This window comes from Planktothrix pseudagardhii, assembly GCF_904830925.1.
GTDB classification, from domain to species: Bacteria; Cyanobacteriota; Cyanobacteriia; order Cyanobacteriales; family Microcoleaceae; genus Planktothrix; species Planktothrix tepida.
The window spans coordinates 3,612,909-3,628,400 of sequence record NZ_LR882967.1 but is presented as its reverse complement, the minus strand read 5'-3'; the positions used below and the strand labels follow the sequence as shown (position 1 = coordinate 3,628,400).

13 protein-coding genes and 2 pseudogenes are annotated in these 15,492 nt (G+C 38.6%); 7 read left to right on the top strand and 8 right to left on the bottom strand.

Going from position 1 to position 15,492, the window contains the following annotated elements:
* Window positions 1–72: 72 nt before the first annotated feature.
* Window positions 73–1,284 (bottom strand): glycosyltransferase family 4 protein, encoded by a 1,212-nt coding sequence (locus NMK36_RS15340; protein WP_254174102.1) that lies wholly within the window; start codon window positions 1,282–1,284, stop codon window positions 73–75.
* A gap of 295 nt (window positions 1,285–1,579) precedes the next feature.
* Between NMK36_RS15340 and NMK36_RS15335 the strand changes: the two genes are divergently transcribed.
* Window positions 1,580–2,230: a sulfotransferase domain-containing protein gene (locus NMK36_RS15335; protein WP_139295054.1), complete on the top strand. Its 651-nt coding sequence runs from the start codon at window positions 1,580–1,582 to the stop codon at window positions 2,228–2,230.
* A 17-nt stretch (window positions 2,231–2,247) separates the two neighbouring features.
* On the opposite strand, the pseudogene NMK36_RS15330 reads toward NMK36_RS15335, so the two are convergent.
* The 4 genes and pseudogenes from NMK36_RS15330 to NMK36_RS15315 form a co-directional block, all read right to left on the bottom strand.
* Window positions 2,248–3,048: pseudogene (locus NMK36_RS15330) on the bottom strand (folate/biopterin family MFS transporter); the annotation flags it as partial.
* 42 nt (window positions 3,049–3,090) lie between these two features.
* The gene (locus NMK36_RS15325) at window positions 3,091–4,584 is read right to left on the bottom strand and encodes an IS5 family transposase (protein ID WP_254173932.1); all 1,494 of its coding nucleotides are present in this window, start codon (window positions 4,582–4,584) and stop codon (window positions 3,091–3,093) included.
* 118 nt (window positions 4,585–4,702) lie between these two features.
* Window positions 4,703–5,236, bottom strand: a pseudogene (locus tag NMK36_RS15320) (MFS transporter); the annotation flags it as partial.
* A 50-nt stretch (window positions 5,237–5,286) separates the two neighbouring features.
* Window positions 5,287–5,703: an ester cyclase gene (locus tag NMK36_RS15315; RefSeq protein WP_083580013.1), complete on the bottom strand. Its 417-nt coding sequence runs from the start codon at window positions 5,701–5,703 to the stop codon at window positions 5,287–5,289.
* Between the two features lie 217 nt (window positions 5,704–5,920).
* Here NMK36_RS15315 and NMK36_RS15310 point away from each other — a divergent pair, with 217 nt between their 5' ends.
* A complete protein-coding gene (locus NMK36_RS15310; protein ID WP_254174101.1) occupies window positions 5,921–7,528 on the top strand; it encodes a hypothetical protein in 1,608 nt (535 codons plus the stop codon).
* Window positions 7,529–7,593: 65 nt separating this feature from the next.
* Complete coding sequence (locus NMK36_RS15305; protein ID WP_072719370.1) at window positions 7,594–8,046, top strand: GtrA family protein; 453 nt, start codon at window positions 7,594–7,596, stop codon at window positions 8,044–8,046.
* A gap of 58 nt (window positions 8,047–8,104) precedes the next feature.
* Here NMK36_RS15305 and NMK36_RS15300 read toward each other — a convergent pair whose 3' ends face one another.
* Window positions 8,105–9,262 carry a glycosyltransferase family 2 protein gene (locus tag NMK36_RS15300; RefSeq protein WP_438822823.1) on the bottom strand — a complete coding sequence of 386 codons (1,158 nt, stop codon included), beginning with the start codon at window positions 9,260–9,262 and terminating at the stop codon, window positions 8,105–8,107.
* 134 nt (window positions 9,263–9,396) lie between these two features.
* On the opposite strand from NMK36_RS15300, the gene NMK36_RS15295 reads away from it, so the two are divergent.
* Window positions 9,397–11,169, top strand: coding sequence for a hypothetical protein (locus NMK36_RS15295; RefSeq protein ID WP_254174100.1), 1,773 nt, complete (start codon window positions 9,397–9,399; stop codon window positions 11,167–11,169).
* A gap of 42 nt (window positions 11,170–11,211) precedes the next feature.
* On the opposite strand, the gene NMK36_RS15290 is transcribed toward NMK36_RS15295, so the two are convergent.
* The gene (locus tag NMK36_RS15290) at window positions 11,212–12,246 is read right to left on the bottom strand and encodes an aldo/keto reductase (protein ID WP_072719372.1); all 1,035 of its coding nucleotides are present in this window, start codon (window positions 12,244–12,246) and stop codon (window positions 11,212–11,214) included.
* Between the two features lie 32 nt (window positions 12,247–12,278).
* A complete protein-coding gene (locus NMK36_RS15285; RefSeq protein WP_254174099.1) occupies window positions 12,279–12,968 on the bottom strand; it encodes a class I SAM-dependent methyltransferase in 690 nt (229 codons plus the stop codon).
* 460 nt (window positions 12,969–13,428) lie between these two features.
* On the opposite strand from NMK36_RS15285, the gene NMK36_RS15280 reads away from it, so the two are divergent.
* The 3 genes from NMK36_RS15280 (at window position 13,429) to trxB (ending at window position 15,483) form a co-directional block, all read left to right on the top strand.
* Window positions 13,429–13,674, top strand: a complete 246-nt coding sequence (locus tag NMK36_RS15280) for a type II toxin-antitoxin system RelN family antitoxin (protein WP_072719471.1) — start codon at window positions 13,429–13,431, stop codon at window positions 13,672–13,674.
* On the top strand, window positions 13,664–14,023 hold the full coding sequence (locus NMK36_RS15275; RefSeq protein ID WP_254174098.1) for a type II toxin-antitoxin system RelE family toxin: 360 nt from the start codon (window positions 13,664–13,666) through the stop codon (window positions 14,021–14,023). Before NMK36_RS15280 ends, NMK36_RS15275 begins: the two co-directional genes overlap by 11 nt.
* A 92-nt stretch (window positions 14,024–14,115) precedes the next feature.
* The gene (gene trxB / locus NMK36_RS15270; protein WP_072719375.1) at window positions 14,116–15,483 is read left to right on the top strand and encodes a thioredoxin-disulfide reductase; all 1,368 of its coding nucleotides are present in this window, start codon (window positions 14,116–14,118) and stop codon (window positions 15,481–15,483) included.
* The last annotated feature ends 9 nt before the right edge of the window (window positions 15,484–15,492 follow it).

Below are 15,492 nucleotides of genomic sequence, written 5' to 3'. Positions count from 1 at the left end.
TATAGCAATCTTATTTAAGTTGTATCCAAAATTAGGATAAAATTTAGCAAAGTAGTTACAAATCCCACGGTTTTACCAATGTTCTTCCCGTTGAAGTTCCTTCCAAAAATAGATCGGTTTGATTTGATGTAAAATTGGTAAGGCTGTCCTTAAAGCTGCTAGTTTTTCACCGTGATCGTATAGACAGAAGGCAAAATAAAATAAAGCATAATTCCTAGCAATGCTTCGTTGTACAACAGCATCCTGTTGTAAATTCAGGTAGGGAGGAATATTATTTTTAGAAGAGATTGACGACTTAATTTGTGAGAGTTGAGCCGTTTTTTGATAGAGATCAAAATAAATTTTAGCTAAGTCTTTATAAGTATCTTTCCAAGTCCAATATTGGCGGATTTCTTGAAGTAAAGCTTGGGCTCTCTCTTGGGCAATATGAGGATTTTCCATATTATCCATGATCGCTTCTGCTATTTCTTGACTCTCGAATCCAGACAACAGTTTACCACAGCCCGGTTTGGTTAAAAGTTCTGGAGCAATACCGACGGGAGTAGAGATAACAGGAATTCCGCAAGCCCCCGCTTCCAGAAGGGTTAACGGCCCTCCTTCGATGCGTGAGGTGATCAAATAAAGATCGAGTTGATGATAGTATTTCGGCACATCTTCTCGCGGTACACTAACTTTATAGGTGACGGGACAACCCAGATCTCTTAACACGGGGACTAAATTTTTCCATCCATAACCCATAATTAAAAAACTGGGTTTGTATCCCGACTCAACCATAATTTTTGCCGCTTCTAACAAGAGTCTACTGCCTTTGCGATCGCTTCGACTATTCGGGCGTTGAGTTCCGAAAAAACCAATTACAAAATGATCACGCGGCTTTTGATTGAGAATCGGAAAAAATACGTTTGTATCTACTCCATTCAATAAAAGACTGGTGGTTGTTTTTCCTGATGTGATCTGTTGTACCTCTGATTCTAAAAATCTAGCGACATAAAATAAGTGGCTAACTAACTCTAAATGTTGGGGTATTTCTTTAAAGTTCCAATGGTGATAGCTACTAATAATGGGGCGAATATTAGCAGCTTTTTTAATCTGTTCATAGGAGAAGGATTGAACATCCAGAACAAAATGAACCAAGTCCACACATTCTAACATTTCAGGACAGGTATCCATCATTTCGATATATTGATTCATATAAACCCATAAAACTTCAATGCCTTGAGGTTCTACAACCTTAATGGCTTCTACTGCTAATATTTCCAAACTACTATAAGGCAAGTTAATCACGAAAAGGATTCTCATAAATCTGTCTTTATTCAATAAATTTAGGCAAAATTTATCTTAGCGGTTTTTTATCAAAAGTCAAGGTATGGGTCATTTTATAGAGAATCGAATTATATCCCAAAAGATGAAATACCTGCTCATTTTCTGGGATCCCTCTCAAATGATCAATAAGAGTTACAATACTTTGGTATAATTGACTGACCAATAACAGCAAGAAAAGCGTATTGAGAAACGGAGTGACGACAGTTTACGCCCGTTGATTTAGATTCTTGCATCCAGAGAAAAAGGATTTATGGGAATGGAATCAAAGTTGATTGTGGCTTCGGGAATGATGAGATCAGGAAGCACTTGGTTATATAACGCGACTCGCCTTGTGCTTTCTAGTTCGCCTACCATTAAAAATAATTTAACTTGTGGATGGTCAGGAGATTGGAAGTATAAAAAAATCCCAGAGAAAGAATATACACTGATCAAAATCCATGATTTTGTTCAATCCATTGCCGATCAAGCTACATTAATCGTATATTCCTATCGAGATATTCGAGATGCAATGGCGAGTAATTGGAGAGCATTTGGAGATTCCCCGACGGTTGAATTTGCGGATTATCTGATCCAAATGCACGAACAATGGATTAATGTGGCAGATTTAGTTGTCCCTTACCACAGAATTTTGACTGGCAAGAATAGTATTATTGAAGAATTAGCTCAACTTTGCGCGGTGGGTTCTGTGAATGCGTCGGCTATTGTTGATGAAATTGATAATTTATCTTACGAAAGTGAAGGAGATAGAGATGAGGTTCACCACAAAACTAACCTCTTTCATAGTAATCATATTACCGATGGCAGGAATGGTTATTGGGTGAATTATTTAGATCCAGATTTAGTTCAACAAATCGAGATGAAATATCGAGATTGGTTTGAAAAATACGGTTATGCTGCTTCAGAATAAAATTATCAATTACCTAGTCAAGATTCCTGTTGAGAATTTTGGTTAGGCAACCATCCCAATAAAGGCAGGGGAAGCAAAGTAGAAAGATTAGCAATAACGACCAAAATCCAGAGGTTTTCAAAATTTAGATTGCTAATTCCTAACCAGTGGGTGAGGAGTGCTCCCAACTCATAGGCAATCATTCCCGATAAGCCGAAGGCGGACAACAAAAAAGCAAACAGAGTAGCCTCAATTCCCGGCGGACAGAGACGAGCAGACATCACAAACACAGGCATAAAGGCAATCTGACCCATCACCGTTAGCACAGCACTATCGCCCAAACTAAACCAGTGATCATTAATGCCTATTGCTCGGTTAGCATGGGTGACCAGGATCAAAGTCGTCATCCCCAGTAGGGAGGAAAGCACAATACTCCAACCCAAGATTTTACGAAAGGAAACGGCTTTGAGATAGCGTTGATAAATGCCAATCCCAAGCAAGGTTGCAAGGCTGGTTACCAATCGCACACGCCCCAGAAATTCTGGGCTAAAGCCTAACTCATTGGTGGTGAAATAGAAAAAGGCAGATTCCGTGTTGGGCGTTGCTTGCCAGATACAAATAAACAGGGTAGGAAGCAAGATGTATTTTTGGCGCAGGGTATTCCAAAGCAAGGTTACTTTTTGGTGGATGTTGCTAGGGTCAGTTCGATGGGGTTTGAGGTCTGATACGGATTTTTCCGCAATCAAACCCGCAACCCCCGACACGATTAAGGGAAAGAAAGCCGTAATCCCAAAAACCGTCTGGCTGGTAAAATTCTCCAGCAACCAACCACTTAAATAGGGCTTGCTGAAAAAGTAACAGAAAAGCAAAAGAATGATTAACTAGCAAATGGAGTCAGAAGGATAAATAAGTTTTTTTTGAGATAAGGAGTTAACAGATAAATTCTGGTAATCAATAACTCGAAAAAAGTAATTGAACAAAAAAATTGACCTAAAAATCCGTCTAAGAATCACAGAGAGATTCATGACTAAAAAAGTAATAGCAATTGCTGTTTCGGAAGTATGAGCTAGTTTATTCATAATCCGATTCAGGCTAAATCTTCTTTTCCCTTGGCCAAATTTCCCCTCAATGGAATTCCGAATTTTTTCATCCTCTAACGCCTGTTTCTTAGTAGCTTTACTAAGATTTGCTGACGGTCTCCCTAATGGGAGGCCACTGATTCTAATTCCTCTGTCTTTACACCAAGCTCGGTTGTCTCTAGTCCGGTAAATTTTATCTACATGGACTGATTCAGGATAATGCCCCGTGTATTCTTTAAAAGCCTCTATTTGTGTTTTTAAATCACAGGATTCGTTAAAATTATCCCAACTAATCCGGTCAAGAAATACATATTCATCCAGACAACTCGCAGACAATTTAGCACCAAATTCTACTGACGTTCCGGCTTTACCTCGCACAATCGGACGAATATGAGGTTGGCTCAAACTGACGATTCTATCGGAAATGCTCTGTTTGTTATTCTCATACATCCATTGCTGTTGACGGTAAACTTCTGATATTACTAATAAACTCTTATATTGCTTGTTATTTAAGCAATCTAGCGTTGCTCCATTGTCGATGAGTTGGTCTATATGTCCTAAGTTTCGTTTAATATATTGCAGTTGTTTTTTAACTGCTTTTCGTCTTTTTTGTCGGGAAGGTCGGCGTTGTTTGGCTACTTCTAGGTAGTCTTTTCTGGCTGTTTTTCGATAAGTTCTTGGTTTCTTTTCTGATTTATCCTGACGACTTTTATGCAAACTATCAATGATTTTTTCTGTCTGTTCTCTGGCTTTATTTAAAATTTTTAAGTCTGTTGGATATGTGATATCCGCAGGTGCACAAGTCGCATCAGCTATTAATTTTCCTCGGTTTTTCCTCTCACTTCCCTCTTCAGCTTCTGATTGATTTTCTGAGGCTGGCTCGGAACTCGCCTCTCGCATTCTTTTGACCATTAACCGATTAACTTTATTCACTAAATTTACATTGATTCTCGTCCGAAAGTGCACTAACATTGAGGCATCAAATGGAGCTTCGTTCCTGTATTCTGACAACCCGATAAAATACTGCAAGTAGGGATTTTCTTTGATTTGTTCTACTGTTTCTCGGTCGCTTATCCCTAATTTTTCTTTAATGATTAAGGCTCCTAATGCCATTCTAAATGTTTTGGCGGGTGCTCCCATCACAGATGAGAATAATTCTGCATATTCCACTTCAAATTCTTCCCACGGTATCCATTGAGCCATGATTACCCAGCGATTCTCTTCTGAGAGTTTTCCCTCAAATGGCAGTTTGAACTCTTCGGGTGGTGTTTTCTGTTGTTCGTCTTTACGGTACATTTTCCCCAACTCCTGCCAGGTTTTTGCGCTATTTTACACCCATCCCTTGCACCTGATTCATTTTTTCTTGTCTTCTCCTCCCGCCTGTTCTGGCTTTTCGCCTTTTTTCAGCAAGCCCTAAATAGGCCGTCAATAATCCTCCGATTCCTGAAACCGTCCACATCAACGATTGCATAGAGCCCGACTGGATTAAGGATTCTTTGCGGGCACGTTCTACGACAATGGAATCGATAATCACATCACTCATGGCGACCGACACAGAGGTTAAGAGGATGGCTAGGGTGGCTGTCCAGGTATCATGAACAACGGTGGCTAAGGCAATCCAGGCGAAGGTTCCTAATAATCCTGATACGATCAAATAAGGACGACGATGATACCCGGCAATGGGAAGACCATCGGAGAGAAATCCAAACAATGGTTTAACAATCCAGGGGACAGCAGCAATTCCCATCAAAGCTGCCATTTGAGATGGACTCAGCCCCAAATTGTCTTTTAGAAAAAAGTTGACAGCTAACTGTGCTAATCCTAATATCCCCTGGATAAAATAGACGGTGAGAATGGCAAATAATTCTGGTGTCGGTTCATGGTTAAAGAGGAGATATTTCTTCAGCTTCGGTTTCTGGGAATTTAACCAAGACGCGGTTAGGGTCATGAATTAAGTTGTCTATAAATATCAACCTTGTTTATTTTTAAGTCAGGTGATTATTGCTTTTGATTGGCTGCTGCTGTTATCTGATTAATAATCTCTGAAAGGGGCCAATATCCCCAAGATTCTGTGATCTTTTGATTTTCAATTTTAAAAATTTCTAACGCTTCAAATTCGACTTTTGCACCACCCGGAGGCAGATTGGCAAACTCACCCAAGTGTGTCCCGCTAAAGCGACCTCGAAACACAACTTGATTATTTTCTTCTATCAAATCATTAATGATGACTTGAAGATCGGGAAAGCTTTTATGAGTCAGTTTTAAGATGCCGATCACCTGCTCTAAACTCTTGACTTGGGGTAATCCATGATCAACATAGTGGGGAGAAAAGTACCGATATACCGCTTCATAATCTTTATTATTATAGATTTCAAAAAAGCCAGCAATAATTTCCTTATTGGTCAGCGTATCCATAGAATTTTAGTTTAACCTGAATCAATCCTACACAAAGGTTAATACAGGATCAAGTTGTCGTCAAGCATTGATAAAAATCAAATTTTAGAGTATTTTATCTACTTAACTTTTAAGGTTAATTTAAGATTCCAGTGCAATATTCCTGATCACAGTTGACGTGTATCTAGCAGTCCGTGTAGGATTTATGAGCAACATGAGTGTTAACCACTGATGGATTATGGACTCAAGCTTAAAACAAACAAAATTCTTTCAAGATCGATTAATTATCTCTACGATTATCCTATCAGGATTATTTTGTCTTGTCCTTTTAGTCTATCATTTTCTGCTCGATAACTTTGCTGCACCCGGTCAATACCCATCATCAATTCCTGAGTGGAATGCAGATCGTTTAATGATGGCATTTTTTTGGAAATATAAATTCAATTTGTATTATCCAAAAGATCCTGTAGGGCCACTGATTAGTGATATGTATGGGCCATTACTGGCTTTAGCGTATTTACCCGCAAGCCTAGTTAATTCTCCTACAGTTGCTCTGGTTTTAGGTAAATTAATGTCTTTAGTTTATTTTTTTACCCCCGTAATTTGGGTATATGGCGGTGAAACTTGGAAAAACAAAAAAGGATTTTATTTATCGATACTGGCTTTAATTGCTTTTATCTTTTTTACAACTCAAATTAGAACCTTATCCTATGATGCGTTTAGAATTTGTGCTGATTGTCCCGCTTTAGGGTTTTCAGCCTTAGCTTGCGTCATCCTTTACAAAGAAAAAAACAAGCCTGAAATCCCCTTAAAAAAATTATTAATTAGTTCAATTCTAGCCGTTTTAGCGGTATTGACAAAACAAATTGCCGCCCCTATTTTGATTTCTTTACCTGTCTATCTATTTTTAGCCTATGATTTCAAGGTTTTCAAGCGGTATTTAGCTTGTTTAGCCCTGAGTGGAGTCGTTATTTCGGCTGTCTTGTTAATAGCATTTAATCCCCAAGCTTTATTGTTTAATCTGATTACAATTCCAGGGAATCAACCTTGGTTTGATGGAAATAATCAAACGATTACGCTGTTTTGGGATAAATTATTAATGCTGTTATCCGCAGCCCAGCAATTAGCCGGATATTGTCTTTTACAAGGGATGATAGTCGGGTTTTGGATTTTAGGGACTCTCCCCAATGACATTCAGAAAATAAAAACTTGGATTCAAGAAAATCCTTGGCTTTTATTTGTCATTGTTAGCTTATTTTTTATTCCTACATCCTTATTAGGAAGAGTCAAAGCTGGAGGAGATGCCAATGGAATGTATACCGTTTACTTTTTAACCTTGGTTGCTCATTTAGTGTTGTTAGAACAAGCCACAAATTTATCCCCCAAATCCGGTCAAGAACTTTTACAAAAAATCAGCCAAACCGGGTTATTATCTTTAGTAATAATCCTAACAATCTATAATATTAATCTGCCCATTCCTTATATTTATAAAACCTTCCCTAGTTTTTTCAATAATGTGCATCAAGTGGTCTATGAATATTCTAAAAAAAATCCGGGTCAAGTTTATTTTCCTTGGCATCCCTTTTCAGTTCTGATGGCAGAGCATCAATTATATCATATTGATTCTGGCCCTTTTGATCGCTATTTAGCTGGAGTTCCCATTAGTAAAGAGGAGTTTATGGCTTACCTCCCAGAGAATTTTACCCAAATTGCTATCCCCGCTTGGGCAGATTTAAGAGGGGAATTTGGCAAATTTTATCTTCATTATTTACCCGATTTTACTCGAAGAATTGAAGTACCAGAGTTATCCGGTTTTGTGGTTTATACGACAGAACAAAATTCTTAAACTATACGAGGAAAAAACGCCGATTAGTTCAATGCTCAGATTAACATTAAAATTTTGGAATCCTAATGGCAAAAAAATTTTTTAAATTTATAATTGGGGGAGGTTTAACAACCTGTTTTAATATCCTCTTAATTTTTCTGCTAATTGATAGGTGGGGCTGGAATACTCCTGTGCTTCATAATTTAGCCAATGTAATTTCTATTGAACTCTCGGTTTTATTTAGTTTTTTTCTGTATCGTCTTTGGATATGGACAGAGGGAAACTGGGAATTCAAAGAAATTTTCTTGAAGCAACTTCCTCTGTTTCATTTAGCAGCCGGAAGTGTGGTTATTGCTCGAATTGTGTTTTTATTTCCCCTCTTAGACTATGGTAGTATTGATCCTAAAATTAATACATTAGCTGGAGGTTTATTTGGTGCAGTCCTCAACTATATTATGAATGATTTTTGGGTATTTAAAGGGGACAAGAATAATCAACAAGCAGAATTATTTGATTCTGAAGAAAGGGGGATTTCCTGACACCTACAAGAGACTTTTAATCTTCAATAAAACCATCCTACAGAAATGTAGCATCTGATTACATTGCCTTTTTATGTTCGACATTGAGAGAGTTCAGGGTAAAACCATGAGAGTCTTGGACTAAATACAAAGGACGTTGTTTAACTTCCTCATAAACTCTTCCCAAATATTCCCCAATTATTCCTAATCCCATTAACTGAATACCGCCTAAAAATAGGACAACCACCATTAAGGAGATATAACCGGGTACTGTAATTCCCTGAATCATTGTCAAAACAATTAAATAGGCCGCATACAAGAACGCCACAAACGATAAAATAAACCCAATATAAGTCCAAATATTCAGGGGAATTACACTAAAAGAGGTAATACCATCTAAGGCAAAATTCCAGAGTTTCCAGTAATTCCATTTGGTTTGTCCTTGATAACGGGGTTGTCGGTCATAGAGAACAGAACAGTGTTTGAAACCCACCCAAGCAAATAAACCTTTCATAAAGCGAGTGCGTTCAGGCATCTTTTTTAAGGCTTCTACAACTCGGCGGTCTAATAAGCGAAAATCCCCTACATTCGCCGGAATATCCACCGGGCTTAACTGAGCAATGGTATAATAAAATCCTTTGGCTGTTAAGCGTTTTAGCCAGCTATCATCAATGCGAAATTGACGCTTGGCATCAACAATATCATAGCCTTCGCGCCACTTACTCACCAGTTGTTCAATCAGTTCTGGAGGGTCTTGAAGATCAGCATCAATGGGGATAATGGCTTTTCCTTGTGCGTGTTCAAGTCCTGCGGTTAAGGCAATTTCTTTGCCAAAATTCCGCGATAAACTCACAATTTTGATAGCTGGATTTCGGGAGCGATTATCGATTAAACATTTAAGGGTATGGTCACTACTGCCATCATCAATACAGATAATTTCGTAGGTCATGTTTAACTGATTCAAAACCGAAGAGAGCCGCTCAAATAAGTGATCAAGATTCGGTTCTTCATTGTGACAAGGAATAACAATAGACAATTCAAGATCATCTAACTGGGATTCCATTGAAGATTGAAGCAACTCTTCAGTTTCATGGGGTGATAGGATTGTTGGCTCCGCTATTAATTTTTCATCAACAGTAAGTACCATTTTATGATCTCCTGGAGAAATTTCAGAGGGAAGACTAAGGGTTACTTGAGATTCTTTTGTCACAGTAGCGATTACTTCAATCGTGATCATCACATTCGTTCAAAATTAGGTTACACTTTTTAGGTACTTTGATTTTATCAAGCATATCATAGGACTTACACATTGACAAAAAAACTCGAATCTGATAATGATTAACAATATTAAACATAAACACTTTAAAAATAATGGGTAATCTATCTAGGATTTTTAATAATCAAGGGTTAAAAACTTTTTTTATCCTAGCTATTATTACGTTTATAGCTCACTTTTGGAACTATAAAAATCTCGGTTTATATGAAGATGATTATTTTTTGATCGCTCAACCGATGTCCATGGATATCACCGAATTTGGTGATTTCATGAAATGGCATATCCTAAATTTTAATGTTACAGAAGGTCGTCCGCTTCTTTATTTAATCGAGTTTTCGGTTGGATTTTTGGGACAGTTAATCGGTGATTTTCAATTTCTTTATTTGATCAATTATTTAGTTATTTTAATTAATAATATTTTGTGCTATATCTTTCTAAAGTCTCTTTGGAATCAACCGATTTTTATCATCACTGGAACTCTAGCTTTTACTTTGTTTCCAGCCGATACAAATCATGCTTATTTAACCCATATTTCTCTTTATTCATCTTTAACCTTTTTATTACTAGCTTTTATCTGCTATTTTAACAACCAAAAAATATTATCCTATCTCCTGATTTTTTCCACTCTATTCTCTTATGAAACAGTGTTTCCACTTTTTCTGACTGCGCCATTGTTTAAAAATCAGTGGAATAAAAGTTTGCTCAAGGAAATTCTGAGAAATACATTAATTTTATCTACTATGTTAGTTCTAGTGTTTGTGGCGCGCAAGCTCACGGGTGAAGCTAGAATTAATCAGCTAGATTTTTTGACCTTAATTTTGACTCCCCTGTGTCAAATGGTGATTGGGCCTTTTGTAAGTTTGAGTCTGTTGATTTATCGTCCTGCTCAAACCTTGTTCAACATCAAAGACGAATTATTGATTTTTGTACCTTTATCATTTTTGGGCTTTATTTTACTATTATCAGGTTTAAATCAGGAACCGGATCAGGATACGTCTAATGATAATTCTATTTTGGTTTCACCTGTTAAAAACTTAACAATTTTGGGATTAACGCTGTTAATGTTATCCTATCCTTTATTTTTTACTCGTGCGGCGACTGAAATTAATGGACGAGGTTCGCGAGTTCACATGACAGCATCCATCGGTATTTCTATTCTGGTGGGTTTATTGTGTTATCTCATCCTTAATCGAGCCCAGAACCATAATTTTACCAAAACTCTAGCTAATGCAAGTTTAGCTGTATTTTTCTCTTTATTAGTCGGATTCGGTTTAACGGTACAGCAGGAAAATCGAATTAGTTGGGAATATCAACGAGCATTTTGGACAGACGTGATTCACCTTTGTCCTGATATTACCCCAGATACTATTATTTTAGTGGATGCTCCTCTGAATACAGGCAAACATTTACACTCCTTTATTCAGTGGGGTGTTCCGATGACCTTGAGACAAATTTATCAATTTCCTAAAAGTTGGGAACGTCTGGAGGAATTGCCAAAAACTGATGATCAACCCAGATGGTACTATTGGCGAAAATATACGTTGTATCCCAAAGTATATCGGTTAAATCCTAACTGGCAAGAGCAATTAGTTCATAACGGTAAATTGGATTTTAGTCCCACTAACAAAGCCTTTGAGTATTTCCTCCAATGGGAACCCCCCCGTCTGATTGATAGCCGTAATATTATTTTATTACAAGAACATAACCATCAATTGTTCCGTAGAAGTGAACCTTTAAGGATGGGTGATCAAGTGTTGGAATTTAAACCCGTTTCTCAACCTACCCTTCAATCCTTTGAACCCGGAGCGCTGTATTATGACTTAATTAAACCCGACAATCAGGTTTCAATCGATTATTTCCACTCTTAAGCCAACCTGAGTTTGACCGAGTGCAATTACCTTGGGAATTTTCTAAGCCGCTGGGTTCGGATAACGCCGATGAATGGCATCAATTTCTGTCAGAATAGTTTCATCTAATTCAACGGTAACACTAGCCAAGTTCTCTTGCAATTGTTCTATTTTTGTCGCTCCAACAATTGTACTGGTCACAAACCAGCGAGACCGAACATAAGCTAATGCAAGTTGTGCGGGTGTGATTCCGTTTTGTTGGGCTAAATCAGCATAACTTTGTGCTGCTGCGGCTATATTATTCTGATCATAACGGGAATACATTCCTCCAAATAAGTCCAAACGTGAATCTTTAGGAATTCCTGAAAGATATTTACCCGTTAAGAAACCAAACGCTAAGGGATTATACGCTAATAATCCCACCTGATTAAACCGACAAGCTTCCGCCAGATGAATGTGAAAAATCCGATTCATCAAGCTAAACCCGTTTTGAATCGAAACAATTTTCGGTAAATTCAATTGTCGAGCTATATGACAAAATTCACAAACCCCCCAAGGCGTTTCATTACTGACCCCTAAATAACGAATTTTACCCGCTTGAATTAAATCCGCAAATACTTCTAACTGTTCGGTGATCGGTATAGTTTCCCGTTCCCGTTTTGGATCATAATCCCCATCACCAAACAAAGGAACATAGCGATCAGGCCAATGAATTTGATATAAGTCAATATAGTCCGTTTGTAACCGTCTTAAGCTCGATTCTACGGCTTCTGTTACATTCGCAGAGTCAATCCGATTTTGACCGTTTCTAATCCAAGTTAGCGGTGTTACTCCCGCTACTTTAGTGGCAATGATTAACGAGTCACGGCGCTGATGGATTAACCATTCTCCAATATATTCCTCGGTTATTCCCAGTTTTTCGGCTTTATTGGGAAAAGGATACGTTTCGGAAGTGTCAATAAAATTAACTCCCTGAGAAACTGCATAATCTAAAAGTTTTTCAGCTTCTTCACGGGTATTTTGTTGCCCATAGGTCATCGTTCCCAGACAGATTTCAGAGACCTGTAGGTCACTATCTCCTAATTTGTTGTACTTCATTTTCGTTGATTCGAGTTTCTTGGATTATACTGTTATTTGAGAACTCGATAGGGTCGTTCGGCTGTCCAATGGCGATCAGAAGATTGATAAATTCTCATATTTTCTAAACCCGCAGACTCGCTCAAATTAATGATTTCATCTAAGGTATAAGCTGCTTGTAAGGAGTCTCGAAATAATTTTTTCTGATGGTCGTTACAATCTCCAGCATATTGTTCAACTAAGGTATTGAGTTCGGTTTCGCTACTCGGACGAGCTAAATCCCTCAGAAATATTCCCCCCTGGGGTTTTAATACACGCTGAAGTTCTTGAAAAAATAGCAGAGGTTCTGACAAATGGTGAACAATACTATTGGAAATGACCATATCAAATTGATCATCGGGATAAGGTAACTGTTTGGCATCGATTTGTTCTAATTTGATTTGTTCCTGTAACCCCGCTTCCTCAATATTTTGATTGCCAATAAACAGCATATTGGCTGATAAATCAATTCCGGTAATTTGCCATTGTGATGCGTTAGCCACGCCGCTGCGCGATCGCTGTTTTGCAATTATAATTGGAATCCGTGCTGTCCCCGTTCCTGCATCTAAAATTAATCCGGTTTCTGGCCCTAATTCGATGGCTAATTCGGCAAATTCTTGATTAACTTGGGTAAAATCCATGGCATCATATTCCCTGGCTTCTTCCCAAGTATCCATGACTTCTACTTCTGGGATACGTTCCATAACGGTAATTCCGATTAAGGTTAGTTCAGAAGTATTGTAGAAGTTCCGAACGCTAGAAAAGCAATGCACATTATTACTCTTTTGTCAATATCCCCAATTGTTCCCCCATCCGTTGTCTAAAAAACTCGTGCATCCCTACGGCTAAATTCTGTCAGGGTTTCACCACTTTTTACGAGATTATCGGGGTTTGAGTATAGGGTTTTGAGGTTAAGTTACAATTCCCCAGATTTTCATTTTTTGATTATAGCCCAAACCCCCTAATTCCGTCAACTAATTGCAACCTGTTTGCAATAACCTCTTGACAAAAATCCGGTTTTTTTCTCCAATTCTTTTGAAATTTAAAATCAACTCTCATAACCTATAGCTTTTCCTTATTAAAACTCGTTCTTGACACCAAACCTGGAGTAATACTTTAAAAAAGCTTATGATTAAAAAATGTTTGAGTAAACTATCAATGATTATGAAAGCAATTGAAACGACAGCGACTATTAATGAAAGTGGGCAACTAACACTTGATCAATCATTAGGAACCACTAAACCACAGCGTGTTCGGGTTATTGTTTTAATTCCTGAAGATGACGAAGTTGATCCCAATGAAACGCCGACTGAAATTCTGATAGAAGGGATTCGTCAAGGTTTATACGAAGCATTAACGGGACAGACTATTCCGCTCTCAGAAATGTGGGAAGGTATTGATGCTGAGTGAACCACCACCTATCCAAATCGCGCTTACTCCCCGCTTCAAAAGGGATCTTCGAGAACTGGCTAAACACTATCGTTCAATTCGTACCGATCTCCAACCCTTAATCGAACAACTTCAAGCAGGTGAAATTCCTGGTGATAGAATTGCAGGTATTAAATATACCGTTTTTAAAGTTCGTCTTAAAAATAGTAATATCCAAAAAGGAAAAAGTGGGGGCTATCGAGTTATTTATTATCTGAAAACAAATCAAGCCATCATTCTTGCTACAATTTATTCCAAATCTGACGACTCAGATATTAGTCATAAAATCATTGAAGAGGTGATCACTCAATATGAGAACGAAATTGGTTAATTCAATGGGAATCTGTGGCTCCCTCGCCATCTTAGGACAAAAACTGCTATAATTGATTTAAACGAAGTCGTTATGAGTTTGAAATAAGAAGAATGACAAACCCAACCGTTGAAAATCTTGTAATTATTGGTTCTGGGCCTGCTGGTTATACAGCAGCAATTTATGCTGGACGGGCGAACTTGAAACCCGTTGTCTTTGAAGGCTATCAACTGGGGGGAGTTCCGGGGGGTCAGTTAATGACCACCACAGAAGTTGAGAACTTTCCCGGTTTTCCCGAAGGCATTACCGGGCCGGAACTCATGGATAGGATGAAAGCCCAAGCCCAACGGTGGGGGGCGGAACTCTTTACCGAGGATGTGATTTCCGTTGATTTGAGTCAACGTCCCTTTACCGTTAAATCAGAGGAGAGGGAACTCAAAACCCATGCCATTGTGATTGCGACGGGGGCGACGGCGAAACGCTTACATCTTCCCCATGAAGACCAATTTTGGAATGCAGGAATTTCCGCCTGTGCGATTTGTGATGGGGCGAGTCCGATTTTCAAAGGAGTCGAATTAGCGGTTATCGGGGGAGGAGATACCGCCGCCGAGGAAGCCGTTTATTTAACCAAATACGCCACCCACGTTCATTTATTGGTTAGACGCCATGAACTGCGGGCGAGTAAAGCCATGCAGCAACGGGTTCTCACCCATCCTAAAATTACGATACATTGGAATACCGAAGCGGTGGATGTTTATGGCAATGATAAATTAGGTGGGATTAAAATTAAGAATAACCAAACCGGAGAACAACAGGATTTACCCGTACAGGGGTTATTTTATGCCATTGGTCATACTCCCAATACCCAAATTTTCCAAGGACAATTAGACCTAGATGAAGTGGGATATATTGTCACGAAACATGGCACTCCTGAAACCAGCGTTGAAGGGGTTTATGCCGTTGGGGATGTTCAAGATCATGAGTTTCGTCAAGCCATTACAGCCGCCGGAAGTGGGTGTATGGGAGCGATGTTAGCAGAACGGTGGTTATCCATTCATGGGTTAGCGCAGGAAGTTCAACAAACAGAAACTTCTGAACTGGAAGCGGAAACTCCAACTTCAACCCAACCTCAAATTACCACTTCTGAAAATTTCGATATCCAAAATACCCGCCATACGGGGGGTTATGCCTTGCGGAAACTTTACCATGATAGCGATCGCTTAATTATGGTAAAATATGCCTCACCCACCTGCGGGCCATGCCATGCCCTTAAACCCATTTTAGATAAAGTGGTTGGTGAATTTGAGGGTAAAATTCACTATGTCGAAATTGACATTGAAGAAGATCCAGAAATTGCCCAAAGTGCAGGGGTGGTTGGCACTCCAACGGTGCAGATGTTCAAAAATAAAGATTTAATTCAAGATCTCAAAGGCGTGAAACCCAAGAGCTTATATCGGGAATTAATTCAGAATAATTTGTAAGACTCAAAA

Bases quoted from the DNA above. Each gene is read 5' to 3' on its own strand.
- NMK36_RS15335 (WP_139295054.1), top strand. From the start codon at position 1,580: ATGGAATCAAAGTTGATTGTGGCTTCGGGAATGATGAGATCAGGAAGC.
- NMK36_RS15325 (WP_254173932.1), bottom strand. From the start codon at position 4,584: ATGTACCGTAAAGACGAACAACAGAAAACACCACCCGAAGAGTTCAAA.
- NMK36_RS15315 (WP_083580013.1), bottom strand. From the start codon at position 5,703: ATGGATACGCTGACCAATAAGGAAATTATTGCTGGCTTTTTTGAAATC.
- NMK36_RS15310 (WP_254174101.1), top strand. From the start codon at position 5,921: ATGGACTCAAGCTTAAAACAAACAAAATTCTTTCAAGATCGATTAATT.
- NMK36_RS15305 (WP_072719370.1), top strand. From the start codon at position 7,594: ATGGCAAAAAAATTTTTTAAATTTATAATTGGGGGAGGTTTAACAACC.
- NMK36_RS15300 (WP_438822823.1), bottom strand. From the start codon at position 9,262: ATGATCACGATTGAAGTAATCGCTACTGTGACAAAAGAATCTCAAGTA.
- NMK36_RS15295 (WP_254174100.1), top strand. From the start codon at position 9,397: ATGGGTAATCTATCTAGGATTTTTAATAATCAAGGGTTAAAAACTTTT.
- NMK36_RS15290 (WP_072719372.1), bottom strand. From the start codon at position 12,246: ATGAAGTACAACAAATTAGGAGATAGTGACCTACAGGTCTCTGAAATC.
- NMK36_RS15285 (WP_254174099.1), bottom strand. From the start codon at position 12,968: ATGGAACGTATCCCAGAAGTAGAAGTCATGGATACTTGGGAAGAAGCC.
- NMK36_RS15280 (WP_072719471.1), top strand. From the start codon at position 13,429: ATGAAAGCAATTGAAACGACAGCGACTATTAATGAAAGTGGGCAACTA.
- NMK36_RS15275 (WP_254174098.1), top strand. From the start codon at position 13,664: ATGCTGAGTGAACCACCACCTATCCAAATCGCGCTTACTCCCCGCTTC.
- trxB (WP_072719375.1), top strand. From the start codon at position 14,116: ATGACAAACCCAACCGTTGAAAATCTTGTAATTATTGGTTCTGGGCCT.